The following is a 24,123-nucleotide window of genomic DNA, read 5'->3' on the forward strand; positions in this document are numbered from 1 at the left end:
CTAGGTGTACTGACTCGGGACGTTGTTGATTCGGTCGATGGGGCGTAGGCCGCCGATGCCGGTGTGGGGTCGTTCCAGGTTGTAGTGGTCGAGCCAGATCGGCAAGGCGCGGGCGCGCTCGGAGTTGGAGTCGTAGGCCCGGGCGTAGGCCCATTCGGTGGCCAGGGTCCGGTTGAGGCGTTCGGCCTTGCCGTTGGTCCAGGGGCAGTGCGGCTTGATGAACTTCAACCGGATGCCCAGGCCGGCTGCGGCGTCGCGGAACGCGTGTGACTGGCGGTAGTTCTTCGCGTTGTCGCTCAAGACCCGTTCGATGGTGATGCCGTGGGCGGCGTAGAACGCCGTGGCCCGGGCCAGGAACCCGGCGCAGGTCGTGCCCTTCTCATCGTCGTGGATCTCCGCGTAGGCCAGCCGGGAGTGGTCATCGATCGCGGTATGGACGTAGTCGAACCCGAGCCCTCGCTTGCGGTGCGGGCGCTGCCCGCGCCCATGAACCTTCCACCCGCCGCCATCGGGGATGCGGCCGAGCTTCTTGACGTCGATGTGCACCAGCGATCCCGGATGCGGGTGCTCGTAGCGGCGCGGCGTTCGCCGCGAGGCGCGGATCACTTGCCCGGTGAGCGGGTCGCACTCGTGCAACAACGGCGTGTGGTGGCGGGCCAGAACACGCCCCACGGTGGAGGCTGGCACCCCGACCCGGCGAGCCAGATCCACCGGACCACGGCGGGCCAGGTGCCGCCAGATCCGGATCCTGGCCTCAGTGCACGCGTGGGTGCGATGCGGGCACGAGCGCGGCCGTGAGGAGCGATCCACCAGACCCGCCCGACCCTGCTGCTCGTAGCGGCGCCACCACCGCCACGCCGTGGTGCGCGAGACACCCATCTCAGCCGCGACGTGCGCCACCGGGCGACCTGCCGCGATCCGCCGGACCATCGTGAATCTTCCAGCAGGCGTCAGCCGGGCGTTAGCGTGGGACACGAGAGACCTCCGTTGGTACGAGCCGGGTTCCTAGACAGCTCCCACTCGACCCGGAGGTCTCTCGCTATGTCAACAACCTGCCGGGTCAGTACACCTAGGGTCGGGGCATGGCGTCGTCACATCCCCGGGTCCTGGCCATCGTCCTCGCCGGCGGAGAGGGCAAGCGACTCATGCCGCTCACTGCCCAGCGCGCCAAACCCGCCGTCCCGTTCGGCGGCATCTACCGGCTGGTCGACTTCGCCCTGTCGAACATCATCAACTCGCGCTACCTGCAGGTCATCGTGCTGACGCAGTACAAGTCGCACTCGCTGGACCGGCACATCTCCAAGACGTGGCGCATGTCCCCGCTGCTGGGCAACTACGTCTCGTCCGTCCCGGCGCAGCAGCGCGTCGGCAAGCACTGGTACCTCGGCTCGGCGGACGCGATCTACCAGTGCCTGAACATCATCGACGACGAACGGCCCGACATCGTCGTCGTGGTCGGTGCCGACCACGTCTACCGGATGGACTTCTCGCAGATGGTCGACGCGCACGTCGAGTCGGGCGCCCGCGCCACCGTCGCGGCGATCCGCCAGCCGATCGCGCTGGCGGACCAGTTCGGCGTCATCGACGTCGAGCCGGAGGACCCGACGCGCATCCGCGACTTCCTCGAGAAGCCGGTGGCACCCGTCGGGCTGCCCGACTCCCCGCAGGAGGTGCTGGCCTCCATGGGCAACTACGTCTTCGACGCCGACGCCCTCGTCGAGGCGGTCACGAAGGACGCCGCCGATCCCGACTCCCGGCACGACATGGGCGGCGACATCGTCCCGGCCTTCGTCGAGGAGGGCACCGCCGGCGTGTACGACTTCATCCGCAACGAGGTCCCCGGTTCCACCGACCGGGACCGGGCGTACTGGCGTGACGTCGGGACGATCGACGCGTACTTCGACGCCAACAAGGACCTGATCGCGGTACAGCCGGTCTTCAACCTGTACAACGAGGACTGGCCGCTGTACACCGGCTACACCGGCCTGCCGCCGGCGAAGTTCGTCCACGCCGGCCCGGGGCGTCTCGGGCACGCGGCAGACTCGATCGTCTCACCAGGTGTCCTCGTCTCCGGCGCGACCGTCGCAGGGTCCATCCTGTCCCCGGGCGTGCACCTGCACTCCTGGGCGACGGTCACCGACTCCGTGGTGATGGACGGCGTCCAGGTGCACCGGCACGCCCAGGTGCACCGCGCCATCCTCGACAAGTTCGTGGTGGTGGACGAACGGGCCCGGATCGGCGTCGACCACGAGGAGGACCGGGCCCGGGGCTTCACCGTCACCGACTCGGGGATCACCGTCGTCCCGAAGGGTTCCCACGTTGCCTGAGAGCGCCCCCGCCGCGCCCCGTCCCCGCCCGTCCGGCCCGCCGCGTCGTCGCCGGCTCGTCGTGACCGACGTCGACTCGACCTTCGTCACGCAGGAGGTCATCGAGCTCATCGCCGAGCACGCCGGCACCCGGCACGAGGTGGCCGCCGTGACCGAGCGCGCCATGCGGGGCGAGCTCGACTTCGCCGCCTCGCTGCGCGAACGCGTCGCCACCTTCGCCGGTGTGCCGGTGTCCGCGCTCGACGCGGTGCGCGAGGCGGTGGTCCTGATGCCCGGCGCCGCCGAGCTCACGGCCGAGGTCCAGCGCCGCGGGTGGGAGATCGGCCTCGTCTCGGGCGGGTTCGCCGAGATCCTGGCACCGCTCGCGGCATCGCTCGGGATCACCCGCTGGCGCGCGAACCGCCTGGAGGTGGCCGACGGCGTCCTCACCGGCCGGACCGTGGGCCCGGTCGTGGACCGTGCCGACAAGGAGGCCACCCTGCGCGAGTGGGCGGCCGAGCTGGACCTGGACATGGCCGACACCGTCGCGGTGGGCGACGGCGCCAACGACCTCGACATGATCCGCGCCGCCGGGATCGGCATCGCGTTCGCCGCGAAGCCGCTCGTGCGCGAGCAGGCGCCCTACCGGCTCGACGGGCCGCGGCTCGACGAGGTGCTGCGCGTGATCGACGAGGTCGACGCCGCCGCCCCGGCAGCCCGGGCCTAGCTCGGGCGGCCGACCCGCAGCAGCGTGGCCGACCGCTTGCCCCACTCCGACCACGGCTGCTTGGTGGCGTGCAGCACCGAGTAGGTCGCCGTCGGCACCCCGACACGGACCTGGGCCAGTGCGGCGTCGTCCGACGACTTGTCGGCGAGGTAGGCGGCGGTGGCCGCCATCGTGGGCTCGTGCCCGATGACCAGCAGCGTCCTGACCTCCGGGTCCACGTCCCTGACCAGCGCGAGCACGTCGGCGATGCTGGCCGCGTAGAGCTCGTCGCGCACCTCGGCGGCGAGGTGGTTGCGCTCGCCGTGGTTGCCCAGGTGGGCACGGGCGAGCTCCCAGGTCTGGCGGGTGCGCAGCGCGGAGGACACGATCGTGAGGTCGGGAACCAGACCGGCCGCCGTCAGGGCCATCCCGACCCGGCCCGCCTGCTTGCGGCCGTTCAGCGCGAGCGCGCGATCCGCGTCGAGCACGGCGCCCTTGCCGGGCTCGGCCTTGGCGTGCCGAAGCAGCACGAGCCGACGTCCCTTGTCCGGGACGTCGACCGCGTGCTTCGGCTGCTTCACAGGACCTCGCTCACTGACCCATCGCGTGGACGCCGCCGTCCACGTGCACGATCTCGCCCGTGGTCGCGGGGAACCAGTCGGACAGCAACGCGACGACCGCGCGAGCCGCCGGCTCCGCCGTCGTCTGGTCCCAGCCGAGGGGCGCGCGGCGCGGCCACGCGTCCTCCATGGCCTCGAAGCCGGGGATGGACTTGGCGGCGGTCGTGCGGATCGGCCCCGCGGAGACCAGGTTGGCCCGGATGCCCGACGGGCCCAGGTCGCGGGCGAGGTACCGGTTGGCGGACTCGAGCCCGGCCTTCGCGACTCCCATCCAGTCGTAGACGGGCCAGGCGAACCCGGCGTCGAAGGTGAGTCCGACGTAGGCACCACCGTCGGTCATCAGCGGCTGGGCCGCCGTGATGAGCGACTTGTACGAGAAGGTCGAGACCTGCACCGCGGTGGCGACGTCGTCCCATCCCGCCGAGAGGAAGTTGCCCCCCATCACGCTCTGCGGCGCGAAGCCGATCGAGTGCACGACGCCGTCGAGGCGGTCGGTGTGCTCCCGCACCTGGTCGGCGAGCGAGTCCAGGTCCTCGGAGCTGGTCACGTCGAGCTGGACGACCGGCGCGGTCACGGGAAGCCGCTTGGCGAACGCCTGGGTCAGCTTCATCTGCCGACCGAACGACGTCAGGACGATCTCCGCGCCCTCCTCCTGGGCGAGCCGCGCCGCGTGGAAAGCGATCGAGCTGTCCGTCAGGACGCCCGTGATGAGCAGCTTCTTGCCGTCGAGCAGAGCCATGGTGACCTTTCAGTAAAGTTCTGGTGGGAGCGTATCGGGCGATGCGCCCGAGGGACAGTTCAGTGACCCATGCCGAGGCCGCCGTCGACCGGCACCACAGCACCGGAGACGTAGCCCGCGGCGTCCGACGCGAGGAACTCCACCACGCCGGCGACCTCGTCCGGTGTCGCGAACCGACCGGCGGGGATCGCGTCCCGGTACTTCTTCTGGGTGTCCTCGGGCAGCGCGGCGGTCATGTCGGTCTCCACGAAACCGGGGGCGACCACGTTGGCCGTGATCCCGCGACCACCGAGCTCGCGGGTGATCGACCGGGCCATGCCCACGAGCGCGGCCTTCGTCGCGGAGTAGTTGACCTGACCGGGACCGCCGTAGAGCCCGACGACCGACCCGATCAGCACGATCCGTCCCGACCGGGCCCGGATCATCGGCTTGGAGGCGCGCCGCACGCAGCGGAACGTCCCCGTGAGGTTCACGTCGACGACCTGTTCGAACTCCTCGTCGCTCATCCGCATCAGCAGCTGGTCGCGGGTCACGCCCGCGTTGGCGACCAGCACCGTGGGCATGCCGAGCTGCGCCTCGATCTCGCCGAACGCGGCGTCGACCGCCGCGCTGTCCGTGACGTCCGCCACGAATCCGTGGACGCCCTCCGGCAGGTCGCCGCCCCGGTAGATCGTCGCGACCGTGTCCCCGGCGGCGACGAATCGCTCGGCGATCGAGCGACCGATGCCGCGCGCGGCCCCGGTCACGACGACCACACGGCCGGATGCTGCCTGCTCTGCCACGGGATGCTCCTCTCGACGACGGACCTGCGGCCCGGGTGCACGGCGGTGCGCCTGTGCGACCGTACCCCGGTGCCGGACCTGTCCCGCGCTGACGCCGAGGCACACGTCGTCGGACGGGATTGTCGGATTCCTCCAAAGACCGAGCAGCGTGTGAGCGGCCGTAGACTGGACGGGTGAGCACGCCCCGGCCTCACGAGGTCCCCTCGATCACGGGCGTCCCGGCGAGTCTCGCCGAGGACCAGAGTCGGCGCCTGCGCCAGTACCTGCTCCAGATGGGACTGCGGATCGTCCTGATCCTGGCTGCCGCTCTCCTCGTGGAAGGCTGGCTGATGTGGGTCTGCTTCGCCGGCGCCGTCGTGCTGCCATACTCTGCGGTGCTGCTCGCCAACGCCGGTCGCGACCGCTCCACGCGGGAGTCCTCCGGCGTACCGGCCACCCCGCCTGCACAGCCTCGCCAGATCGAGGCGACCACCGTTCCCCTGGAGGACCCGGGCGTGCGCGTGGTGGAGCACACCGACGACCCGCCGTCGACCGGGACAGCCGACCGGAAGGACGACTGATGGACGTGCTCGGACTGGGCGCCGACCCCGTGGCCGCCGACGAGCTCGTGTGCTCCGCCAAGGGCTGTCGCGCCGAGGCCCGCTGGGGCCTGCTGTGGAACAACCCGAGGCTCCACACGCCCGAACGCCGCAAGGTGTGGCTCGCCTGCGACGACCACCGCGAGCACCTCGAGCAGTTCCTCGGCGCGCGGTCGTTCTGGAAGCAGACCGTGCCCGTCGGCGAGCTGGAGCACGTGTGAAGCGGACCCGTCGGCAGTGGGTCACGCTCGGTCTCGCCGCGGTGCTGCTCGCGGCCCTGTGCGTGCTCGCGGCGTTCTGGCAGTGGCACCGGTACACCGACCGCCAGGAGCAGATCGACCTCGTCGACGCGAACTACGCCGCGCAGCCCGTGCCGCTGGAGGAGCTCGTCGCCGGTCCCGGGTCGACGCTCGCGGCCGACGACGTGTGGCGGCCCGCCGTCGTCGTCGGCGAGTACGTTCCCGAGGACACGGTGCTCCTGCGCAACCGTCCGGTCAACGGCACCCCCGGCTTCCACCTGCTGGTGCCGCTGCGCACCGAGCTCGGCGGAGAGCCCGTGGTGATCGTCGTCGACCGCGGGTTCGTCCCGCTCGGCGCCGACGCCAGCGAGGCCGCGTCCGTCCCCGACCCCCCGGCCGGCCAGGTCGCCGTGACGGTCACGCTCCGGGCCGACGAGCCCGCCGCCGACCGTGGCGCCGAGGGCGGGACGGTGTCGCGGATCAACACCGAGCAGGTGCTGGCCGCCACGCAGGGCGCGAGCACGGCCGACGGCGGGACCGTCGGCGCGTACGGGCAGATGCGCAGCGAGGACCCGGCCGCCGACCAGGCCCTGGTCCCGGCGCCCCGGCCGGACACCGACCCCGGCTCCCACCTCAGCTACACGTTCCAGTGGGCGATCTTCGCCCTCGGTGCGGTCGGCGGCTTCGTGCTGCTGTGGCGGCGTGAGACGCGCGCTGCCACCGTCACCGCCGGCGAGCTCATCGCCGCCGAGGAACCCGAGGGATCCTCGCGGCCGCGCCGCGAGCGCCGCCGGCCACGCCGGGTGGACGAGGAGCACGAGGACGCGCTCGTCGACGCGGCGCGCCCGGGCCACCGGGGCTGACGCCACCGCGGCTCCGCACGGGCGCCTCAGGCGAGCGACACGAGCTCCGCGTAGTCGTCCGACCACAGGTCCTCGTCGCCGTCGGGCAGCAGCAGCACCCGCTCCGGGTTGAGCGCGTCGACGGCGCCGTCGTCGTGGGTGACCATGATGACGGCGCCCTCGTAGGTGTTCAGCGCACCCAGGATCTCGGCGCGCGAGGCCGGGTCGAGGTTGTTGGTCGGCTCGTCCAGGAGCAGGACGTTCGCGCTGGAGACGACGAGCGTGGCCAGGGCGAGCCGTGTCTTCTCCCCGCCGGACAGCACGTGCGCCGGCTTGTCGGCGTCGTCCCCGCTGAAGAGGAACGATCCGAGGGTGGTCCGCACCTGGGTGTCGGTGAGGTCCGGTGCACTGTGCCGCAGGTTCTCGACGACGGTGGCGTTCATGTCCAGCATGTCGTGCTCCTGGGCGTAGTAACCCATCTTGAGCCCGTGGCCCGGCAGGACCTCGCCGGTGTCCGGGGTCTCGACGCCGGCCAGGAGCCGCAGCATCGTCGTCTTGCCGGCGCCGTTGAGGCCGAGGATCACCACACGCGAGCCCCGGTCGATCGCCAGGTCGACGCCCGCGAACACCTCCAGGGAGCCGTAGCTCTTCGACAGCTCGCGAGCGGTGAGCGGGGTCTTCCCGCAGGGTGCCGGCTTCGGGAACCGCAGCGCGGCCACCTTGTCCGTCTGCCGCTCGCCCTCGGTGCCGGCGAGCATCCGTTCGGCGCGCTTGATCATGTTCTGCGCGGCGGTCGCCTTGGTCGCCTTGGCCCGCATCTTGTTGGCCTGCGCCAGCAGCGTGCCGGCCTTCTTCTCGGCGTTGGCACGCTCGCGACGGCGACGGCGCTCGTCCTGCTCGCGCTGACCGATGTAGGCGTCCCAGCCGAGGTTGTACTGGTCCAGCTCCCCACGGTTGGCATCCAGGTGGAAGACCTTGTTCACCGTCGCGCGCAGCAGCTCGACGTCGTGAGAGATCACGATGAACCCGCCGGAGTACGACTTGAGGTAGTCGCGCAGCCAGACGATCGAGTCCGCGTCCAGGTGGTTGGTGGGCTCGTCCAGCAGCAGCGTGTCGACCCCCGAGAACAGGATCCGTGCCAGCTCGACGCGGCGGCGCTGGCCACCGGACAGCGTGTGCAGGGGCTGGCCGAGGATGCGGTCGTCGAGCGCCAGGTTGCTGGTGATCCGGTGCGCCTCCGACTCCGCGGAGTAGCCGCCGGCCGCGAGGAACCGCGTCTCCAGCTTCGGGTAGCGCTCCATCGCCGCCGCCTGGACGTCGGCGTCCTCGCTGGCCATCTCCTTCTCCGCCAGCCGCATCTTGGCCACGATCTGGTCGAGGCCGCGCGCACTGAGGACCCGGTCCATCGCGACGACGTCGAGGTCCCCGGTGCGCGGGTCCTGCGGCAGGTAGCCGATCTCGTTGCCGCGCGTGATCGTGCCCCCGGCCGGCAAGGTCTCGCCCGCGAGGGTCTTGGTGAGCGTGGTCTTGCCGGCGCCGTTGCGGCCGACCAGGCCGATGCGGTCGCCCGGGGCCACGCGGAACGTGGCCTCGTGCAGCAGGACGCGGGCGCCGAAGCGCAGCTCGACGCCGTGGGCGGTGATCAAGGCAGAGGTGTCCTTCAGAAAGCAGGTTCGGGGGTCCGCTGCCAGTCTACGGTGCGGAGCCGCGCACGGCCGCGGCGCAGGTCACACCGAGAGACCGGGTTCTCCCGCACCGTGAGAGGCGTTGGACGACCGGCGCCGGTTACCCCTAGGCTGCGGCCCGCATCGCCGGTACCGACGTTCGGGCTGGTGAGAACGCCGAGGACGAAGGAGAGCCGGCAGTGATCCAGCACGTAACCGGTGTCGTGTCGTGGCTGTGCGACGCCGGCCGGCGGGTCGTGACGGCCATCGTCGCCAACGTCGCCGTGTGCGCCGGGGTGTTCGCCGTCCTGGAGGGCGTCGACTACTTCGAGGGGCTGTACTGGGCGGTCACCACCGCCACCACCGCCGGGTACGGCGACCTCTCCCCCGCGACGACGGCAGGGCGGGTGACCGCCATGTGGCTCATGGTCTCCAGCGTGGCGCTGGTGGCCGTCGCGACCGCACGGCTCGCCGCCCGGCTCGTGCAGGATCCGCACCTCTTCTCCCACGAGGAGCAGGAGGAGCTCAAGGACGACGTCGACGACGTGCGGGACATGCTGGTCCGCGTGTGCGAGAAGCTGGACGTCCCCGTGCCGCAGTCGGTCGAGGAGTACGACCGCCCGACGCTCGAGACCGACCGGTGAACGCTCCGGACGCTCCGCCTGCGCCGGGTCTGCGTGCCGGGGTCGTCTCGCGTCTCGACTCGTCGGTGTTCGGGATCGCCTCGACCGCGCCGGCGTACTCGCTGGCCGTCACCGTCGGGGTGCTGGCCGCGGCGGTCGGCACGGCGTCGCCCACCGCGCTGCTGCTCTCCGCGGTGCCCGTCGTGCTCGTCGCGCTCTGCTTCCGTGAGCTCAACCGCGCGCAGCCGGACTGCGGCACCGCCTACTCCTGGGCGCAGCGTGCGCTCGGCCCGCGGACCGGCGCGCTCTCCGGCTGGCTCACCATCACCGCCTGCCTGCTGGTCATGGCGAACCTCGCCCTGGTGACCGCCGTCTACGCCTTCGAGCTGCTCGGCGCGGAGACCCTGGCCGACTCCCCGCTGGCCCGGGCGGCGGTCGGCTCCGTGGGCATCGTGGTGATGGCGTGGCTCGCCTACCGCGGCGTGCAGCTCGCCGCCCGGCTCCAGGCGGTGCTGGTGGTCATCGAGGTCGTCGCGCTGCTGTGGTTCGCTGCTCGTGCGCTGGCCGAGGCCGAACGGATCACCTGGCCGACGCTCCAGGCCACCGGGACCGGCGGCGTCGACGGCTGGAGCGCCGCCTTCCTCGCCGCCGTGTTCCTCTACTGGGGCTGGGACTCGTCGTTCTCGACGAACGAGGAGTCCGACGACCCTCGCGAGACACCCGGGGTCGCGGCCCTCGCGGCCAACGGCGTCCTCGTGGTGCTCTACGTCGTGGTCACCTGGGCAGCGATCACCTGGGCCGGCACCGACCGGCTGGCCGACGTCGCCGACGACGACTTCTTCGCGGTGCTCGCCGGGGACCTGATGGGCACCACGGGCGGCACGGTGCTCGTCGCGGCGGTGCTGGTCTCCGGACTGGCGTCGGCGCAGACGACGGTCCTGCCCACCACTCGTACGCTGCTCGCGATGGGACGGGACGGGGTCGGGTCGTCCCGGCTGGCGGGGATCTCGCGGCACGGCACGCCCTCGACCGCGACGTGGGTCTTCACGGTCGCGTCGGTCGGCCTGTACGTGCTGCTCGTGTGCACCTCGGAAGCCGTGCTGTGGGACTCCGTGGCCGCCACGGCGGTGCTGGTCTCCGGGTACTACCTCGTCACGGCGGTGGCCGCCCTGCGCTACCCCTACGCCGACGGCGTGCGGGCCCGCCCGCTGTGGCGTCTGGTCGTGCCGGGCCTCGCCGCCGTCGTCTTCGCCGGTGTCCTCGTCGTGTCCCTGTTCGACCTCAGCGCCGTCTCGCTGGGCGTCGTCGCCCTGTCCCTCGCGCTCGGTGCGCCGCTGCTGCGTGCGCGACGCACCGCCCCGATCCAGTCCCCGCACCCGACCCCCCAGGAGACCCGTCCGTGACGTTCCCAGCCCGCCGCCGTATGCGGAGCGCGTCGGTCACCCTCGGGGTGACCGCGCTCGTCGCCGCATCCCTCACCGGTTGCGCACCCGAGGCGGACAACCGCGCGATCTGCGTCGACCCGGAGACGACGGAACGCGTCGACGACGATCTCTGCGACGAGGACGACGACGACTACCACGGCTCAGCCACCGGCACCGGGGGCGGGCACTACTGGTACTACGTCCGGGCGGGCTCCCGCGCGCCGGCCGTCGGCTCGTCGTACGCGACGACCTCGGGCACGTTCGACTCCTCGACGTTGCGCGGATCGACGGCCAAGGGCGGAGTGTCCGCCGACGGCGGCACCGTCACGCGCGGCGGCTTCGGCGGCAGCGGCAAGTCCAGCTCCTGACCCGGCCATCGGCCCACCACCCCCCGAAAGGCTCGACGTGATCGACCTCCTCTCCGCCCTCTCCTACGGTGCCGCCTACTGCGTCGTCGGCACCCTCGTGCTCATCGCGTCGTGGAAGGTGCTGGACCTCCTCACACCGGGCTCGCTCGGCGAGCACCTGCACCGCTCCCACTCGGCGGCCCTGGTGTCGGCCACGTGGATGGTGGCCCAGGGCTTCATCGTCTTCACCGCCATCTGGACCAACGCGGACTCGGCGTTCGGTGTGGCGCTCGCCTGGACGGTGGCGTTCAGCGTCGTCGGCGTGCTCCTGCAGGCGCTCGCCTGGCGCCTGGTCGATGCGGTCACACCGGGCACGCTGGGCGAGGAGGTCACCGTCCCCGGCCCCGTCGTGCCGCTGGCCGGCGTGAGCGCCGGCGTCATCGTCGCCGTCGCGCTCGTCGTGGTCGCCTCGATCGCCTGATGCGCCGCCACCCCATCACCCCGCGGCTCGGCTGGCGCTCGACGGTCGAGTCCCAGGGGCTGGTCTTCCCGGTCACGCCGGTGGAACGTGCCGACGGCACGACGGACGAGGTGCCGTACTGGCACGAGGCCGCCTGGTACGAGTTCTCGATGTCGGAGGTGGAGCAGCTCGAGGCGGCCACCGACGAGCTCTACGGCATGTGCCGCGAGGCCGCGGGCGAGATGGTGCGCCGCTACAGCGACACCGACCTGTGCCTGCCGAGCGGTTCGCTGGCGCTCGCTCAGGCGTCGCTCGACCGCGACGACCCGTCGGTGTACGCGCGCTTCGACCTCGTCTACGACGGCACCGGGCCCGCCAAGATGCTCGAGATCAACGGGGACACCCCCACGGGCCTGGTGGAGACGGCCGTCGCCCAGTGGAACTGGCTGGAGGACGTCTTCCCGTACCGCGACCAGTGGAACTCCGTGCACGACCGTCTGGTGCGCTGGTGGTCCGAGGAGCTGGCCGCCGGCCGCTACCCCGACGGCGTGCACTTCCTGCACTCGACGGTCGACGACTCCGGCGAGGAGGAGATGACCGTCACCTACCTGCGCGACACGGCCGCCCTGGCGGGTGCCCGGACGTTCGGGCACCCCATCGACCAGCTCGGCTGGACGACGGACGCCCGGGGCGGCCGGTTCGTCGACGACTTCGACCTGCCGGTGCGAGCGGCGTTCAAGCTGTACCCGTGGGAGGACATGGTGCACGAGCCCTTCGGGGCCCACGTCCTGGCGGGCGCCGAGGACCGGCCCGTGCAGTGGCTGGAGCCGGCGTGGAAGATGTTGCTGTCCACCAAGGCGATCCTGCCCGTGCTGTGGGAGATGTTCCCCGGGCACCCGAACCTGCTCCCCGCCTACCTCGGCGAGCCACGCGGGATGTCCGAGTGGGTCGCCAAGCCGCTGTGGGGCCGCGAGGGCGACAACGTCCACGTGCACGCCGCCGGCCTGGAACAGGTCAACGACGGCGACTACGGCGACCAGCCGCTCGTGTACCAGGAGTACGTCCCCCTGCCCGACTTCGACGGCAACCGCGTGGTCCTCGGGTCGTGGGTCGTCGGCGGGGTCGCCGCCGGATGCCTGGTGCGCGAGTCAGACGGTCCGGTCACCGACTACTACTCACGCGTCGTGCCGCACGTCATCGGGGACGCCCGCATGCCCGACGAGGCCCAGGTGCAGGCCTGGCTCGCGGAGTGATGGGTAGGGTTCACCCGTGACCTCGCCCGACGCCCGCGTCCCCCGCGCAGCATCGGCGGTGCTCGTCGTCGTGACCGTGCTCGCGGGGCTGGGCGGACGGCGGTGGTTGCCCGCCGACGTCGCCGGACCGCTCGGTGACGTCCTCTACGCGATGCTCGTCGTCTGGCTCGTGGTCCTGGTCTTCCCGCGCGCACCCCGTGGCCTGGCGTCCGCGACAGCACTCGCTCTCTGCACGGCGATCGAGCTGTCGCACCTCACCGAGTGGCCCGCAGCGCTGCTCGAGCGTCTGCCCGCCGCACGGTTCGTGCTGGGCACGACGTTCGGTGCGGCGGACCTCGCCTGGTACGCGCTCGGAGCGTTCCTGGGCGGTGCTCTGCTCGTCGTCGTCGGCGGACGTCCGGAGGCTGTCGACGAGGCGCTGCGGCACGTGCGTGCCGCGCGGGCCCGCCCGGCCGGCCGGCGCGTCACGGCCTTCCTCGTCCCGCTCACCCTGCTGGGCGTGGTCGCCGCCGTGGGGATCGGCGTCGGGCGGAGCCTGTCGATCGAGGCCGACGAGCTGGCCGCTCAGGTCGAGGTCGCGCAGGCCGAGCTCGACGGATCCGCCGACAAGGTCGCCGACGACGACGTCCGGTCGGCCCTGTCGACCGCGATCGACGACGCCGGCACCGTCCTGGAGGGCAGGCCGGTCCTCGACCGGCGGCCGGGCGACGCCACCGACGCCGGTGAGCGGCTCGAACGGGCCGTGACCGCGGTGCACGACTCCCGCCGCACGTTCGCGACGACCGCGGCGGCCGAGGTCCGGGAGACGTTCGCTCCCGTGCAGCGCAAGGCCGAACGCATCCTGACGGCCACCGACGAGCTGGCCGACGCCGGCCAGGCGGCCGACGAGTCCGCGAGGGCCGCGCTGCGCGACGCCCTCGACGCGGCGACCGCCGCGCACACGACCACCGGACCGGACCAGCTCACCGAGCTGCCGCTGGCCGAGCTGGAGAGCGTGGCGGGCGACCTGACCACGCGTCGCGACGACGTCGATCTCGCCACCCACGACCTGATGTCGGCCCAGGACGCCGCCGTCTGCCCCGAACCCGACCAGGTGTGGTTCCCGCAGGCAGGGAAGCTGGCCGCGAAACGTCTCGCGCCGATCCCGTGGGCACCGCAGCACTCCGTGCGGGCGGACCTGCTCGAGGGCCTCGTCGCGCTCGACGAGGCCTACCAGGCGGAGTTCGGCGAGCACCTCACCGTGAACTCCGGCTACCGCTCGTACGACGACCAGCTCGCGGTCTACAACCCGGACCAGCCGAACCCCCTCGCCGCTCCCCCCGGCTGCTCGAACCACGGGCTGGGCACCGCCGTCGACCTCAGCATGGGCCCCGAGAGCTTCGACGGCGCGCGGTACGCCTGGATGAAGGAGCACGCCGAGGAGTACGGCTGGACCCACCCGGCGTGGGCGGAGCCGGACGGCCGTCTCCCGGAGCCGTGGCACTGGGAGTCGGTCGAGACGCCGCTCGGCTACTGATCGAGGCCGGCCGCTTCGCCTACGGTGGTGCCGTGACCGAATCACCGGAGAACCGTTCGTTCGTGGCCCTGCTGTGCGCCGTCAACGTGGGCGGCACCGGCAAGCTGCCGATGAGCGACCTGCGTGCGATGTGCGAGCGGATCGGGTTCGACGACGTGCGCACCTACATCGCGAGCGGGAACGTGCTGTTCTCCACCGGTCTCGACGCCGACGCCGCCCGCGACGCCCTCGAGGCCGCCCTGCACCAATACGCGGGCAGGCCGGTGGGCGTCGTGATCCGGACACCGGCCGAGATGGCACGCGTCCGTGCCGCGAACCCGTTCCCGTCCGCGGTGCCGAGCCGGGTCGGCGTGGTTTTCCTCGACGCGCCGCCCGACGCCGACACGGCCGGGCGTGCACGAGGAGTCGCCGAGGAGGAGATCGCCCTGGGTGACCAGGAGATCTACGTGCACTACCCGCAGGGCATGGGGCGGAGCAGGCTGCACCTGCCCGGCGCGACCGGCCGAGCGACGACCCGGAACATGAACACGGTGACGAAGCTCGCCGCGCTCGCCGCCGAGCGGTCGTAGCGATGGCCGGCCGGTCGGCCTGGCGCACTCCCTGGACGCGGCCAAGGCCTTCACCCGACGTGCCGGCACACGTCAGGGCTGCGAGTCAGACGTTGAAGCCCAGCATCCGCAGCTGCTCGCGACCGTCGTCGGTGATCTTCTCCGGGCCCCACGGCGGCATCCAGACCCAGTTGATCCGGTGGCCGGAGACGAGCCCCTCGAGGGCCTGTGCCGACTGGTCCTCCAGGACGTCGGTGAGCGGGCACGCCGCCGACGTCAGGGTCATGTCGATCGTGGCGTGGTTGTTCTGGTCCACCTCGACGCCGTAGACGAGGCCGAGGTCGACGACGTTGATCCCGAGCTCGGGGTCGATGACGTCGCGCATGGCCTCCTCGACGTCAGCGGCGGTCGTCGCGCCCGGCGTCGGGCCGGCCGCTGCCGGCGCAGCCGTCTCGGTCGTGTTCTCAGTCATCGGTTCCTCCGGTGGGGTCGGCCAGCGCGCCGCTGCGCGCCAACGAGTCCTTGAGCGCTGCCCAGCCGAGCAGCGCGCACTTGATGCGGGCGGGGTACTGCGAGACGCCGGTGAACGCCTCACCGTCACCGAGGGCGTCGAGCGCCGCGTCGTCGTCCAGCCCCTTGCCGCGCGAGGCCATGAGCGCGTGGAAGGTCGCGTCGAGCTGCCGCACGTCGGCGATCTCCCGGCCGGTCACGAGCTCCGTCATGACGGAGACGGAGGCCTGGGAGATCGAGCATCCCTGACCCTCCCACGACACGCCCGAGACCACCGCCGGACCGACGTCGTCCGTCCGGACGTCGACCCGCAGGGTGACCTCGTCGCCGCACGTCGGGTTCACCTGGTGGGACTCGCCCGCCAGGTGCCCGGCGGCGGGCTCGACGAGGCCGCGACCGTGCGGGTGCTTCGCATGGTCGAGGATGACCTGCTGGTACATCTGCTCCAACGAGCCGCTCATGCGCCCTCCTTCTTCACTCTGCACCGAAGAACGCTCGCACACCCGTCAGCGCTTCCCGGAACGCCGTGATCTCGTCGACGGTGGTGTACACCGACGCCGAGGCCCGGGCCGTGGCGGCCACACCGAACCGGCGGTGCAGCGGTTGCGCGCAGTGGTGCCCGACCCGGACGGCGATGCCGCGGTCGTCGAGCACCTGGCTCACGTCGTGCGCGTGCACGCCGTCGACGACGAACGAGACGACGGCGAGGCGGTCTCGCGTGTCGGTCGGGCCGATCACCCGCACGCCGGGGATCTCGGTGATGCGCAGCAGCTCGGCGGCCAGCTCCTGCTCGTGCCGGGCGACGCGGGCCATCCCGAGCTCGTCGAGCCACTGCGCGGCCACGCCCATGCCCACGGCCTGGGCGACCATCTGCGTACCGGCCTCGAACCGCTGCGGCGGGGGCGCGTAGGTGGTGGCCTCCATCGTGACGACCTCGACCATGGAGCCGCCCGTGGTGACGGGTGGCATGGCCTCGAGCAGCTCGCGGCGTGCGTAGAGGACGCCCACGCCGGTGGGCCCGAGCATCTTGTGCGCGCTGAAGGCGGCGAAGTCCACGCCGAGGGCGGGCAGGTCGACGGGCAGGTGCGGCACCGACTGGCAGGCGTCGAGCACGGTGTACGCGCCCACGCGACGGGCGGCGGCGACGAGCTCGGCGACGGGACCGACGGCACCCGTCACGTTCGACACGTGGCCGAACGCCACGATGCGCGTGCGGTCGCCGATCACCGAGTCGACGTCCGAGAGGTCGACACGGCCGTCGTCGCCCACGCCGAACCAGCGCAGCACGGCCCCGGTGCGGGCGCAGAGCTCCTGCCAGGGCACGAGGTTCGCGTGGTGCTCGGCCTCGGTCACGACGATCTCGTCGCCCGGCTCCAGCCGGAACCGTTCGGCCGCCGCTCCCCCGCGCCCGGCCGTGGCGTTCGAGAACGCGTAGGCCACGAGGTTGATCGCCGCCGTCGCGCCCGGCGTCCAGACGATCTCGCCGTCGTCCGCCCCGACGAACGAGGCGACCGCGGCCCGTGCGGACTCGAACGCCTCGGTCGCCTCCTCGGCGAGCTGGTGCGCGCCGCGGTGCACGGCGGCGTTGCGCTGCTCGTAGAACTCGACCTCGGCCTCGAGCACCACGTTCGGCTTCTGCGAGGTCGCCGCCGAGTCCAGGTAGACCAGCGGCTTGCCGCCCCGCACCGTGCGCCCGAGCAGCGGGAAGTCGGCGCGCACCGCGGCGAGCTCGCTCGCGGTGAGTGCCTCGGCCGGGCGCACGGTGTCGGCGGCGGTCATGATGCGCTCCGTCAGGCCGACGCCGTGGCGCCGGTCAGGAAGCGGTCGTAGCCCTCGTCCTCGAGCCGCTCGGCGAGCTCGGGGCCGCCCTCCTCGGCGATCCGGCCGTCCACGAAGACGTGGACGAAGTCGGGCTTGATGTAGCGCAGGATGCGCGTGTAGTGCGTGATGAGCAGGACGCCGACGTCGGTGTTCTCCTTGGCGCGGTTCACGCCCTCGGAGACGACGCGCAGCGCGTCCACGTCGAGACCGGAGTCGGTCTCGTCGAGGATCGCGAAGTGCGGCTTGAAGAGCTCCATCTGCAGGATCTCGTGGCGCTTCTTCTCGCCGCCGGAGAAGCCCTCGTTGACCGAGCGCTCCGCGAAGGAGCTGTCGATGCGCAGGTTCTCCATCGCGCCCTTGACCTCCTTGCCCCACGTACGCAGGGCCGGGGCCTCGCCGGAGATGGCGGTCTTGGCGGTGCGCAGGAAGTTCGCCACGGAGACGCCGGGGACCTCGACGGGGTACTGCATCGCGAGGAAGAGGCCGGCGCGGGCACGCTCGTCGACGCTCATGGCGAGGACGTCCTCGCCGTCGAGCGTCACGGTGCCGGAGGTGACCTCGTACTTGGGGTGCCCGGCCAGGGCCGAGGCGAGGGTCGACTTGCCGGAGCCGTTCGGCCCCATGATGGCGTGCGTCTCACCGGACTTGATGGTCAGGTCGACGCCGCGCAGGATCGGCTTCGGCCCTTCCTTGGTCTCGACGCTGACGTGCAGGTCGCGGATCTCCAGGGTGGACATCAGTGGTTCTCCAAAGTGTGTCGAAAGTCTCGGATCGAGAAGAGTGGGTCAGGACGCGACGGCGACCGGCTCGTCGATGTCGACGAGCACCTGGTCGCCCTCCACGGTCACCGGGTAGACGGGCACCGGCCGGGTGGCAGGCAGCTGCAGCGGCCGACCGGTCCGCAGGTCGAACTGCGAGCCGTGCAGCCAGCACTCCACCCGGCAGCCCTCGACCTCGCCGTCGGACAACGACACCGCTCCGTGGGAGCAGATGTCGCTGATCGCGTGGAAGTCGCCGTCGGCGTCCCGCACGAGCGCGACAGGGACGGTGGAGCCGTCCGCGGCGTCCAGCTCGACGAGCTTGGCCTCCTCGGGTCCGAGGTCGGCCGTCGTGGCGACGATCTGCTTGGTCACGCCGTCACTCCGCCGCGGTGGGGACGCCGGTGATCACGCTCATCGACTTCTCGAGCTCGGCCTCGATCGAGGCGAGGAGCCGCTCCTCGACGGCGGCCACACCGATCTCGTCGATGAGCTCCGCGAAGAAGCCGCGCACCACGAGCCGACGCGCGTCGACCTCCGGGATACCACGGGCCATCAGGTAGAAGAGCTGCTCGTCGTCGAACCGGCCGGTCGCCGACGCGTGGCCGGCTCCCGCGATCTCGCCGGTCTCGATCTCGAGGTTCGGCACCGAGTCCGCCCGTGCCCCGTCGGTGAGGACGAGGTTGCGGTTGAGCTCGTAGGTGTCCGTGTTCTCGGCCTCGGCCTGGATGAGGACGTCACCGACCCACACGGTGTGTGCGCCCGACCCCTGCAGCGCGCCCTTGTACGTCACGCGCGACTTGCAGCTGGGCACCGCGTGGTCGACGAACAGGCGGTGCTCCTGGTGCTGGTCCGCGTCCGCGAAGTACAGCCCGACCATCTCGACCTCGCCGCCCTCGGCGGTGAACGTCGCGTCGGGGGTGATGCGCACGACGTCGCCGCCGAACGTCACCACGACGTGCTTGAGGCGAGCGTCACGGCCGATCGTGGAGCGGTGCGCGGCCGCGTGCACGGCGCCGTCGGCCCAGTCCTGGACGGACACGACGGTCAGGTGCGCGCCCTCGTCGACGACGACCTCGACGGTCTGGTTCAGCAGCGCGACGCCGCGGTGGTCGATGACGACGACAGCCTCGGAGTGCCGCTCGGCGTGCACCAGGAGGTGCTGCGCGGTCGCGTCCTGCGAGACACCGTCGATGCGGACGGACGTCACGTCGGAGGCGACCGCCTCGGCGGGCACCGTGACGACGGTGGCCTCGGCCACGGCGTTCCAGGCGCTGACCGCCGTGCGGTCACCGGGCTTGCCGGCCTTGCCGAGGCGTGCGTCGTCGCGGGCGACCGTCTCGACCTTGACCTCGGGTGCCGCGTCGACGGCGACCGTGACGCCGTCGGCGCCCAGGGTCTCCGCGAAGAGCGGCTGGAGGCGGGCGACCGGCGAGAAGCGCCACTCCTCCTCGCGGCCCGAGGGGACGGGGATGTCCGCGAGGTCGAAGGAGGTCACCCGCTCGGCGCGGGACCCGGCGGGAACCACTCCGTGGGAGTGGGCGCCGTCGGCCGCGGCGCGTGAGTGATCGGTGGTGGTGGCAGTCATATCAGCCGACGGACCCTTCCATCTGCAGCTCGATGAGGCGGTTGAGCTCGAGCGCGTACTCCATGGGCAGCTCACGCGCGATGGGCTCGACGAACCCGCGCACGATCATGGCCATGGCCTCGGTCTCGTCCAGGCCTCGGGACATGAGGTAGAACAGCTGGTCGGCGCTCACCTTGGACACCGTCGCCTCGTGCCCCATGGACACGTCGTCCTCGCGGACGTCGACGTACGGGTAGGTGTCGGACCGGGAGATCTGGTCCACGAGCAGCGCGTCGCAGAGCACGTTGGACGCCGACGCCTCGGCACCCTCGAGCACCTGCACGAGCCCGCGGTACGACGTGCGGCCGCCGCCACGCGCGACGGACTTCGACACGATCGACGACGACGTCCGGGGCGCGGCGTGCACCATCTTGGCGCCCGCGTCCTGGTGCTGGCCCTCGCCGGCGAAGGCGATGGACAGCGTCTCGCCGCGGGCGTGCTCGCCCAGCAGGTAGATCGCCGGGTACTTCATGGTGACCTTGGAGCCGATGTTGCCGTCGACCCACTCCATCTGTGCGCCGGCCTCGGCCGTGGCGCGCTTGGTCACCAGGTTGTAGACGTTGTTCGACCAGTTCTGGATGGTCGTGTACCGCACGCGGGCGTTCTTCTTGACGACGATCTCCACGACGGCGCTGTGCAGCGAGTCCGACGAGTAGATCGGCGCGGTGCAGCCCTCGACGTAGTGCACGTAGGAGCCCTCGTCGGCGATGATCAGCGTCCGCTCGAACTGGCCCATGTTCTCGGTGTTGATCCGGAAGTAGGCCTGCAGCGGGATCTCGACGTGGACGCCCGGGGGCACGTAGACGAACGAGCCGCCCGACCAGACGGCCGAGTTCAGCGCCGAGAACTTGTTGTCACCGGCGGGGATGACCGTGCCGAAGTACTCCTGGAACAGCTCGGGGTACTCACGCAGGCCCGTGTCGGTGTCGACGAAGATGACGCCCTGCTCCTCCAGGTCCTCGCGGATCTGGTGGTAGACGACCTCGGACTCGTACTGCGCGGCCACGCCGGCGACGAGGCGCTGCTTCTCCGCCTCGGGGATGCCGAGCTTGTCGTAGGTGGCCTTGATGTCCTCCGGCAGGTCCTCCCAGCTGGTGGCCTGCTTCTCGGTGGACCGCACGAAGTACTTGATGCGGTCGAAGTCGATGCCGGTGAGGTCGGCACCCCAGCTCGGCATGGGCTTCTTGCCGAAGAGGCGCAGAGCCTTGAGCCGGGCCTTGAGCATCCACTCGGGCTCGTTCTTCAGCAGGGAGATGTTGCGCACGACGGACTCGTTCAGGCCGCGCTCGGCGACCGCACCGGCCTCGTCGGTGTCGTGCCAGCCGTACTCGTACGAGCCGATCGAGGCGATGATCTCGTCGTCGGAGGGCCTCTCGGTCTGTGCCTCTGCCGCCTTGGCGGCGGCGTCCTGGGTAGGAGCGCTCATCGTGATCCTTCCTGCGTGCCGCCGGAGCGGCCGGCGGGGGTGGGGGGAGTCAGCGGGATGTTCGTGACGCAGGCGTGCGCGCCGCCTGCGAGGGTGGCCAGGCGTTGGACGTGCGTGCCGAGCAGCTCGGAGAACGCGCGGGCCTCGGCCTCGCACAGCTCGGGGAAGTCCTCGGCGGCGTGCTGGACCGGGCAGTGGCCCTGGCACAGCTGGACGGTCGGGACGAGCGGTCCGACGACAGGCCGCACCGAGGAGGCGTAGCCGTCGGCCGCGAGCAGGTCGGCGAGCTGGGCTGCCCGCTCCTGGGGGTCGGTGGCGGTCAGCCGAGGGGCGTAGCGCCGCACGACGGCGTCGTTCCGTTCGGTGGCGAACGCCTCGACGGCCTCGTCGCCGCCCGTGCGGCGCAGGTACCGCATCACCTGGGTGGCGAGCTCGGAGTCCTGCTCGCCGAGCTCGGCCTGCCCGGCGGTGCTGACGACGTAGTGCCGCGCCGGCCGGCCGCGGCGGGCCCGCCCCGCCCCGGCGCCGCCGTCGTGCACCGTGATGGTGCCGTCGCTCTCGAGCCCGGCCAGGTGACGCCGGACGGCGGCCTGGGTGAGCCCGAGGACGTCGGCGAGGCGACCGGCGGTCACCGGGCCCTCGGTGGCGACGAGCTCGAGCACCCGGCGGCGGGTGCCGTCGCTCTCGGCGTGGGAGGCGTGGGCAGCGGCGGGCGCGCCCCAAGGGGTCTGGGTCGTCGTCACGTGCTCACCTCCGTCGTCGATATACAGAACATCCTTGTTGCGTAATCAGGGATGTCAAGCAAGGCATGCCTCACCGAACCCGCGAAACCGCAGGTCCTCCGACGACGTGCGACGTACGTCACACAGGTTTCACCGGCCGTTCACCGGCACGGCTCAGCCCTCGACGACCTCGCCGTCGATGACGTCACCGCTCGCCGGTCCCTGCGCGGCGAGGGCCCGGAGCTTGACCCCGAGCGCCACCAGGGCGACCCCGATGACGACGGCGAAGATGCCGATGATCACCGACATCACCTCGATCGTGCCACCGGGGTTGGTGAAGCAGACGATCGCCAGCGCGACGAACAGCAGGCCCGAGACGAGGGTCCACAGCCACGACGCGCCGCCCCGGGTCCGCATGGCGAAGGCCCCGAAGATCTGCAGCAGGCCGAAGGCCAGCGCCCAGACCGCGATGAGCGCGAGCACGAGCCCGAGCGCGAGACCCGGCAGGAACAGCAGCACCCCGCCGAAGACGATCGCCACCACGCCGATGCCGACGTTCACCGACCCGGCCTGGCTGCCCCGGCGACGCAGTCCGTCCACGAGCGAGACGATCCCGTCGACGACGACGAACGCGCCGAAGACCTGGACCAGCAACCCCGGCGTCTTGTCCGGCAGGAAGACGGCCAGCAGCCCGAAGGCCACTGCGAGCACGCCGCGGACCACGGGCCAGTACCAGATGCGACGCGCGAGCTGCGCGAGGTCGGCGGGCTGGGCGAAGGTGTAGAAGGTCATCGTCACTCCTGGTGTCTGGACGCGTCCGTAGAATCTTCTGGTGCCCACCACCGATACGCCACCCGGCGGCGCCGTCGACGTGCGCGGACTGCGCAAGACGTACGGCGGCCGCGACGTCGTCGACGGCCTCGACCTGCAGGCTACCGCCGGAGCCGTCACCGCGGTGCTGGGACCCAACGGCGCCGGCAAGACCACCACCGTCGAGTGCTGCGAGGGCCTGCGCTCCCCCGACGGCGGGACGGTCCGCGTCCTCGGTCTCGACCCGGTCGCCGACGCCGCCGCCCTGCGCCCGCGGGTCGGCGTCATGCTGCAGGACGGCGGCCTGCCGACCGGGGTGCGCGCGATGGAGATGCTGCGGCACGTCAGCCGCATGTACGCCGCGCCGCGCGACGTCGACGAGCTGGCCGAGCGCCTCGGCCTGCACGCGTTCGCCCGGACCGCCGTGCGGCGGCTGTCCGGAGGCCAGCGGCAGCGCCTGGCCCTGGCCGCCGCGGTCGTCGGGCGGCCGGAGGTCGTCTTCCTCGACGAGCCGAGCGCCGGCATGGACCCGCAGTCGCGGCACGCGGTCTGGGACCTCGTGCGCGAGCTGCGCGCCGACGGCGTCGCCGTCGTCCTGACCACCCACCTCATGGACGAGGCCGAGGACCTCGCCGACGTCGTCCACGTCGTCGACCACGGCCGGGTGATCGCCTCGGGCGACGTCCCGCACCTCCTCTCCGACGGCGCCTCCGGCAGCGCACCCCGGGTCCGCTTCGCCGCGCGACCGGGCCTGCCGGTCGGTGCTCTCGCCGCCCACCTGGCGCGCGACCTGCCCGACGCCGGATGGTCGGCCGTCGAGGCGGAGCCCGGCGAGTACGTGCTCGCCGGACCCGTGGCACCGGCGACCCTCGAGGCGCTGACCGGATGGCTCGCCGCTCAGGACACCCTGGTCACGCGCCTCACCGTGGGCCGCCGCACCCTCGAAGACGTGTTCCTCGACCTCACCGGACGGCACCTGCGATGACCAGCCCCTTCCCCGCGCCCGCACCGGCCCGACGACGGATCGCCGCCCAGGCCTCGTTCGAGACCCGCGCGATCCTGCGCAACGGCGAGCAGCTGCTCGTGACGATCGTGGTGCCCGTCCTGCTCCTCGTCGGGCTCGTGCGCACCTCCGTCGTCGACCTCGACACCGGCGGCGTCGACCGGGTGGACTTCGTGACGCCCGGGATCCTCGCGCTGGCGTGCGTCACCACCTCCTTCACGTCGCAGTCGATCGCCACCGCGTTCGACCGTCGCAACGGTGTGCTCCGGCTCCTGGCCACGACCCCGCTCGGGCGAGGCGGCCTGCTCGCCGGGAAGATCCTCGGGGTGCTGGCGGTGCAGGTGGTCCAGGTCGCGGTGATCGGCGCCGTCGCGCTCGGCCTCGGCTGGCAGCCCGTGCTCGCCGGCGTCCTGCCCGCTCTCGGGCTCGGGCTGCTCGGGACCGCGGCGTTCACCGCGCTGGCCCTGCTGCTCGCCGGCACCCTGCGTGCCGAGGGGGTGCTCGCCGTGGCGAACCTCGTGCTCGTGCTCCTGGTCGTGGGTGGCGGGCTGATCGTGCCGCCCGCCGAGCTTCCCGGCCCGCTGGCCCACGTGGCCGCGTTCCTGCCCTCCGGCGCGCTCGGTGAAGGACTGCGTGGGGCGCTGCTCGGCACCGGCGTGCCGGCACTCAGCGTGGTGGTCCTGCTCGGGTGGACGGCCGCGTTCGGTGCCGGGGCGAGCAAGCTCTTCCGCTGGCACTGATCCGCGCGCCCCGCGGGCACGACCGATCTCACAGCCCGGCGCCCCCGGCACGGACCGGT

General features: G+C 72.0%; 28 protein-coding genes. 14 read left to right on the forward strand and 14 right to left on the reverse strand.

What is annotated here, in order from left to right; genetic code table 11:
- A complete protein-coding gene (locus BCL65_RS17435; protein ID WP_106269288.1) occupies positions 1-975 on the reverse strand; it encodes an IS481 family transposase in 975 nt (324 codons plus the stop codon).
- Positions 976-1,082: 107 nt separating this feature from the next.
- On the opposite strand from BCL65_RS17435, the gene glgC reads away from it, so the two are divergent.
- On the forward strand, positions 1,083-2,327 hold the full coding sequence (gene glgC / locus BCL65_RS17440) for a glucose-1-phosphate adenylyltransferase (protein ID WP_106269792.1): 1,245 nt from the start codon (positions 1,083-1,085) through the stop codon (positions 2,325-2,327).
- Positions 2,320-3,033: a phosphoserine phosphatase SerB gene (gene serB, locus BCL65_RS17445; protein ID WP_106269793.1), complete on the forward strand. Its 714-nt coding sequence runs from the start codon at positions 2,320-2,322 to the stop codon at positions 3,031-3,033. The genes glgC and serB overlap by 8 nt, the downstream gene beginning before the upstream one ends.
- On the opposite strand, the gene BCL65_RS17450 is transcribed toward serB, so the two are convergent.
- The 3 genes from BCL65_RS17450 to fabG are packed head-to-tail and all read right to left on the reverse strand — an operon-like array spanning position 3,030 to position 5,153.
- Positions 3,030-3,593, reverse strand: a complete 564-nt coding sequence (locus tag BCL65_RS17450) for a SixA phosphatase family protein (protein ID WP_106269794.1) — start codon at positions 3,591-3,593, stop codon at positions 3,030-3,032. The genes serB and BCL65_RS17450 overlap by 4 nt on opposite strands.
- A 10-nt stretch (positions 3,594-3,603) precedes the next feature.
- On the reverse strand, positions 3,604-4,371 hold the full coding sequence (gene fabI / locus BCL65_RS17455; protein WP_106269795.1) for an enoyl-ACP reductase FabI: 768 nt from the start codon (positions 4,369-4,371) through the stop codon (positions 3,604-3,606).
- Positions 4,372-4,430: 59 nt separating this feature from the next.
- Entirely contained in the window at positions 4,431-5,153 is a 723-nt protein-coding gene (fabG, locus tag BCL65_RS17460; RefSeq protein ID WP_165800078.1) for a 3-oxoacyl-ACP reductase FabG, read from the reverse strand.
- Positions 5,154-5,326: 173 nt separating this feature from the next.
- On the opposite strand from fabG, the gene BCL65_RS17465 reads away from it, so the two are divergent.
- The 3 genes from BCL65_RS17465 to BCL65_RS17475 are packed head-to-tail and all read left to right on the forward strand — an operon-like array spanning position 5,327 to position 6,833.
- Positions 5,327-5,713, forward strand: a complete 387-nt coding sequence (locus BCL65_RS17465; protein WP_106269797.1) for a DUF3099 domain-containing protein — start codon at positions 5,327-5,329, stop codon at positions 5,711-5,713.
- Positions 5,713-5,952 (forward strand): hypothetical protein, encoded by a 240-nt coding sequence (locus BCL65_RS17470; RefSeq protein ID WP_106269798.1) that lies wholly within the window; start codon positions 5,713-5,715, stop codon positions 5,950-5,952. The genes BCL65_RS17465 and BCL65_RS17470 overlap by 1 nt, the downstream gene beginning before the upstream one ends.
- Positions 5,949-6,833: an SURF1 family cytochrome oxidase biogenesis protein gene (locus tag BCL65_RS17475; protein ID WP_243401162.1), complete on the forward strand. Its 885-nt coding sequence runs from the start codon at positions 5,949-5,951 to the stop codon at positions 6,831-6,833. Before BCL65_RS17470 ends, BCL65_RS17475 begins: the two co-directional genes overlap by 4 nt.
- 26 nt (positions 6,834-6,859) lie before the next feature.
- On the opposite strand, the gene BCL65_RS17480 is transcribed toward BCL65_RS17475, so the two are convergent.
- Positions 6,860-8,458 carry an ABC-F family ATP-binding cassette domain-containing protein gene (locus tag BCL65_RS17480; protein WP_106269799.1) on the reverse strand — a complete coding sequence of 533 codons (1,599 nt, stop codon included), beginning with the start codon at positions 8,456-8,458 and terminating at the stop codon, positions 6,860-6,862.
- Positions 8,459-8,676: 218 nt separating this feature from the next.
- Here BCL65_RS17480 and BCL65_RS17485 point away from each other — a divergent pair, with 218 nt between their 5' ends.
- The 7 genes from BCL65_RS17485 to BCL65_RS17515 are packed head-to-tail and all read left to right on the forward strand — an operon-like array spanning position 8,677 to position 14,668.
- Entirely contained in the window at positions 8,677-9,120 is a 444-nt protein-coding gene (locus BCL65_RS17485) for a potassium channel family protein (RefSeq protein ID WP_165800079.1), read from the forward strand.
- A complete protein-coding gene (locus BCL65_RS17490) occupies positions 9,117-10,502 on the forward strand; it encodes an APC family permease (RefSeq protein ID WP_207767767.1) in 1,386 nt (461 codons plus the stop codon). The genes BCL65_RS17485 and BCL65_RS17490 overlap by 4 nt, the downstream gene beginning before the upstream one ends.
- Positions 10,499-10,891, forward strand: a complete 393-nt coding sequence (locus BCL65_RS17495; protein WP_243401163.1) for a tRNA-dihydrouridine synthase — start codon at positions 10,499-10,501, stop codon at positions 10,889-10,891. The genes BCL65_RS17490 and BCL65_RS17495 overlap by 4 nt, the downstream gene beginning before the upstream one ends.
- A gap of 37 nt (positions 10,892-10,928) precedes the next feature.
- Positions 10,929-11,351: a DUF350 domain-containing protein gene (locus tag BCL65_RS17500; protein ID WP_106269802.1), complete on the forward strand. Its 423-nt coding sequence runs from the start codon at positions 10,929-10,931 to the stop codon at positions 11,349-11,351.
- A complete protein-coding gene (locus BCL65_RS17505) occupies positions 11,351-12,583 on the forward strand; it encodes a glutathionylspermidine synthase family protein (RefSeq protein ID WP_106269803.1) in 1,233 nt (410 codons plus the stop codon). Before BCL65_RS17500 ends, BCL65_RS17505 begins: the two co-directional genes overlap by 1 nt.
- Before the next feature lie 16 nt (positions 12,584-12,599).
- Positions 12,600-14,099 (forward strand): DUF2809 domain-containing protein, encoded by a 1,500-nt coding sequence (locus BCL65_RS17510; protein ID WP_106269804.1) that lies wholly within the window; start codon positions 12,600-12,602, stop codon positions 14,097-14,099.
- Between the two features lie 32 nt (positions 14,100-14,131).
- The gene (locus tag BCL65_RS17515; RefSeq protein ID WP_106269805.1) at positions 14,132-14,668 is read left to right on the forward strand and encodes a DUF1697 domain-containing protein; all 537 of its coding nucleotides are present in this window, start codon (positions 14,132-14,134) and stop codon (positions 14,666-14,668) included.
- 85 nt (positions 14,669-14,753) lie between these two features.
- Here BCL65_RS17515 and BCL65_RS17520 read toward each other — a convergent pair whose 3' ends face one another.
- The 9 genes from BCL65_RS17520 to BCL65_RS17560 form a co-directional block, all read right to left on the reverse strand.
- Positions 14,754-15,119: a metal-sulfur cluster assembly factor gene (locus BCL65_RS17520; RefSeq protein ID WP_106269806.1), complete on the reverse strand. Its 366-nt coding sequence runs from the start codon at positions 15,117-15,119 to the stop codon at positions 14,754-14,756.
- Entirely contained in the window at positions 15,112-15,618 is a 507-nt protein-coding gene (sufU, locus tag BCL65_RS17525; RefSeq protein ID WP_106269807.1) for a Fe-S cluster assembly sulfur transfer protein SufU, read from the reverse strand. Before sufU ends, BCL65_RS17520 begins: the two co-directional genes overlap by 8 nt.
- A 13-nt stretch (positions 15,619-15,631) precedes the next feature.
- Positions 15,632-16,936, reverse strand: a complete 1,305-nt coding sequence (locus BCL65_RS17530; RefSeq protein ID WP_106269808.1) for a cysteine desulfurase — start codon at positions 16,934-16,936, stop codon at positions 15,632-15,634.
- A gap of 11 nt (positions 16,937-16,947) precedes the next feature.
- A complete protein-coding gene (sufC, locus tag BCL65_RS17535; RefSeq protein WP_106269809.1) occupies positions 16,948-17,715 on the reverse strand; it encodes a Fe-S cluster assembly ATPase SufC in 768 nt (255 codons plus the stop codon).
- Positions 17,716-17,763: 48 nt separating this feature from the next.
- On the reverse strand, positions 17,764-18,111 hold the full coding sequence (locus BCL65_RS17540; protein ID WP_106269810.1) for a non-heme iron oxygenase ferredoxin subunit: 348 nt from the start codon (positions 18,109-18,111) through the stop codon (positions 17,764-17,766).
- A 4-nt stretch (positions 18,112-18,115) separates the two neighbouring features.
- Positions 18,116-19,324, reverse strand: a complete 1,209-nt coding sequence (gene sufD / locus BCL65_RS17545; RefSeq protein ID WP_106269811.1) for a Fe-S cluster assembly protein SufD — start codon at positions 19,322-19,324, stop codon at positions 18,116-18,118.
- 1 nt (position 19,325) lies between these two features.
- A complete protein-coding gene (gene sufB, locus BCL65_RS17550; RefSeq protein ID WP_106269812.1) occupies positions 19,326-20,789 on the reverse strand; it encodes a Fe-S cluster assembly protein SufB in 1,464 nt (487 codons plus the stop codon).
- Positions 20,786-21,532, reverse strand: a complete 747-nt coding sequence (locus tag BCL65_RS17555) for a helix-turn-helix transcriptional regulator (RefSeq protein WP_106269813.1) — start codon at positions 21,530-21,532, stop codon at positions 20,786-20,788. The genes sufB and BCL65_RS17555 overlap by 4 nt, the downstream gene beginning before the upstream one ends.
- Positions 21,533-21,685: 153 nt before the next feature.
- Positions 21,686-22,303 carry an HdeD family acid-resistance protein gene (locus BCL65_RS17560; protein WP_106269814.1) on the reverse strand — a complete coding sequence of 206 codons (618 nt, stop codon included), beginning with the start codon at positions 22,301-22,303 and terminating at the stop codon, positions 21,686-21,688.
- Positions 22,304-22,343: 40 nt separating this feature from the next.
- Here BCL65_RS17560 and BCL65_RS17565 point away from each other — a divergent pair, with 40 nt between their 5' ends.
- The gene (locus tag BCL65_RS17565) at positions 22,344-23,306 is read left to right on the forward strand and encodes an ABC transporter ATP-binding protein (RefSeq protein ID WP_106269815.1); all 963 of its coding nucleotides are present in this window, start codon (positions 22,344-22,346) and stop codon (positions 23,304-23,306) included.
- On the forward strand, positions 23,303-24,064 hold the full coding sequence (locus tag BCL65_RS17570; RefSeq protein WP_106269816.1) for an ABC transporter permease: 762 nt from the start codon (positions 23,303-23,305) through the stop codon (positions 24,062-24,064). Before BCL65_RS17565 ends, BCL65_RS17570 begins: the two co-directional genes overlap by 4 nt.
- Positions 24,065-24,123: the final 59 nt, after the last annotated feature.

The sequence above is a fragment of the Isoptericola halotolerans genome (assembly GCF_003003075.1).
Taxonomy (GTDB): Bacteria; Actinomycetota; Actinomycetes; order Actinomycetales; family Cellulomonadaceae; genus Isoptericola; species Isoptericola halotolerans_A.

Coding starts and splice junctions, on each gene's coding strand:
- sufC (WP_106269809.1), bottom strand. CDS start 17,715: ATGTCCACCCTGGAGATCCGCGACCTGCACGTCAGCGTCGAGACCAAG.
- glgC (WP_106269792.1), top strand. CDS start 1,083: ATGGCGTCGTCACATCCCCGGGTCCTGGCCATCGTCCTCGCCGGCGGA.
- sufD (WP_106269811.1), bottom strand. CDS start 19,324: ATGACTGCCACCACCACCGATCACTCACGCGCCGCGGCCGACGGCGCC.
- BCL65_RS17570 (WP_106269816.1), top strand. CDS start 23,303: ATGACCAGCCCCTTCCCCGCGCCCGCACCGGCCCGACGACGGATCGCC.
- BCL65_RS17530 (WP_106269808.1), bottom strand. CDS start 16,936: ATGACCGCCGCCGACACCGTGCGCCCGGCCGAGGCACTCACCGCGAGC.
- BCL65_RS17520 (WP_106269806.1), bottom strand. CDS start 15,119: ATGACTGAGAACACGACCGAGACGGCTGCGCCGGCAGCGGCCGGCCCG.
- sufU (WP_106269807.1), bottom strand. CDS start 15,618: ATGAGCGGCTCGTTGGAGCAGATGTACCAGCAGGTCATCCTCGACCAT.
- BCL65_RS17505 (WP_106269803.1), top strand. CDS start 11,351: ATGCGCCGCCACCCCATCACCCCGCGGCTCGGCTGGCGCTCGACGGTC.
- sufB (WP_106269812.1), bottom strand. CDS start 20,789: ATGAGCGCTCCTACCCAGGACGCCGCCGCCAAGGCGGCAGAGGCACAG.
- BCL65_RS17560 (WP_106269814.1), bottom strand. CDS start 22,303: ATGACCTTCTACACCTTCGCCCAGCCCGCCGACCTCGCGCAGCTCGCG.
- fabI (WP_106269795.1), bottom strand. CDS start 4,371: ATGGCTCTGCTCGACGGCAAGAAGCTGCTCATCACGGGCGTCCTGACG.
- BCL65_RS17470 (WP_106269798.1), top strand. CDS start 5,713: ATGGACGTGCTCGGACTGGGCGCCGACCCCGTGGCCGCCGACGAGCTC.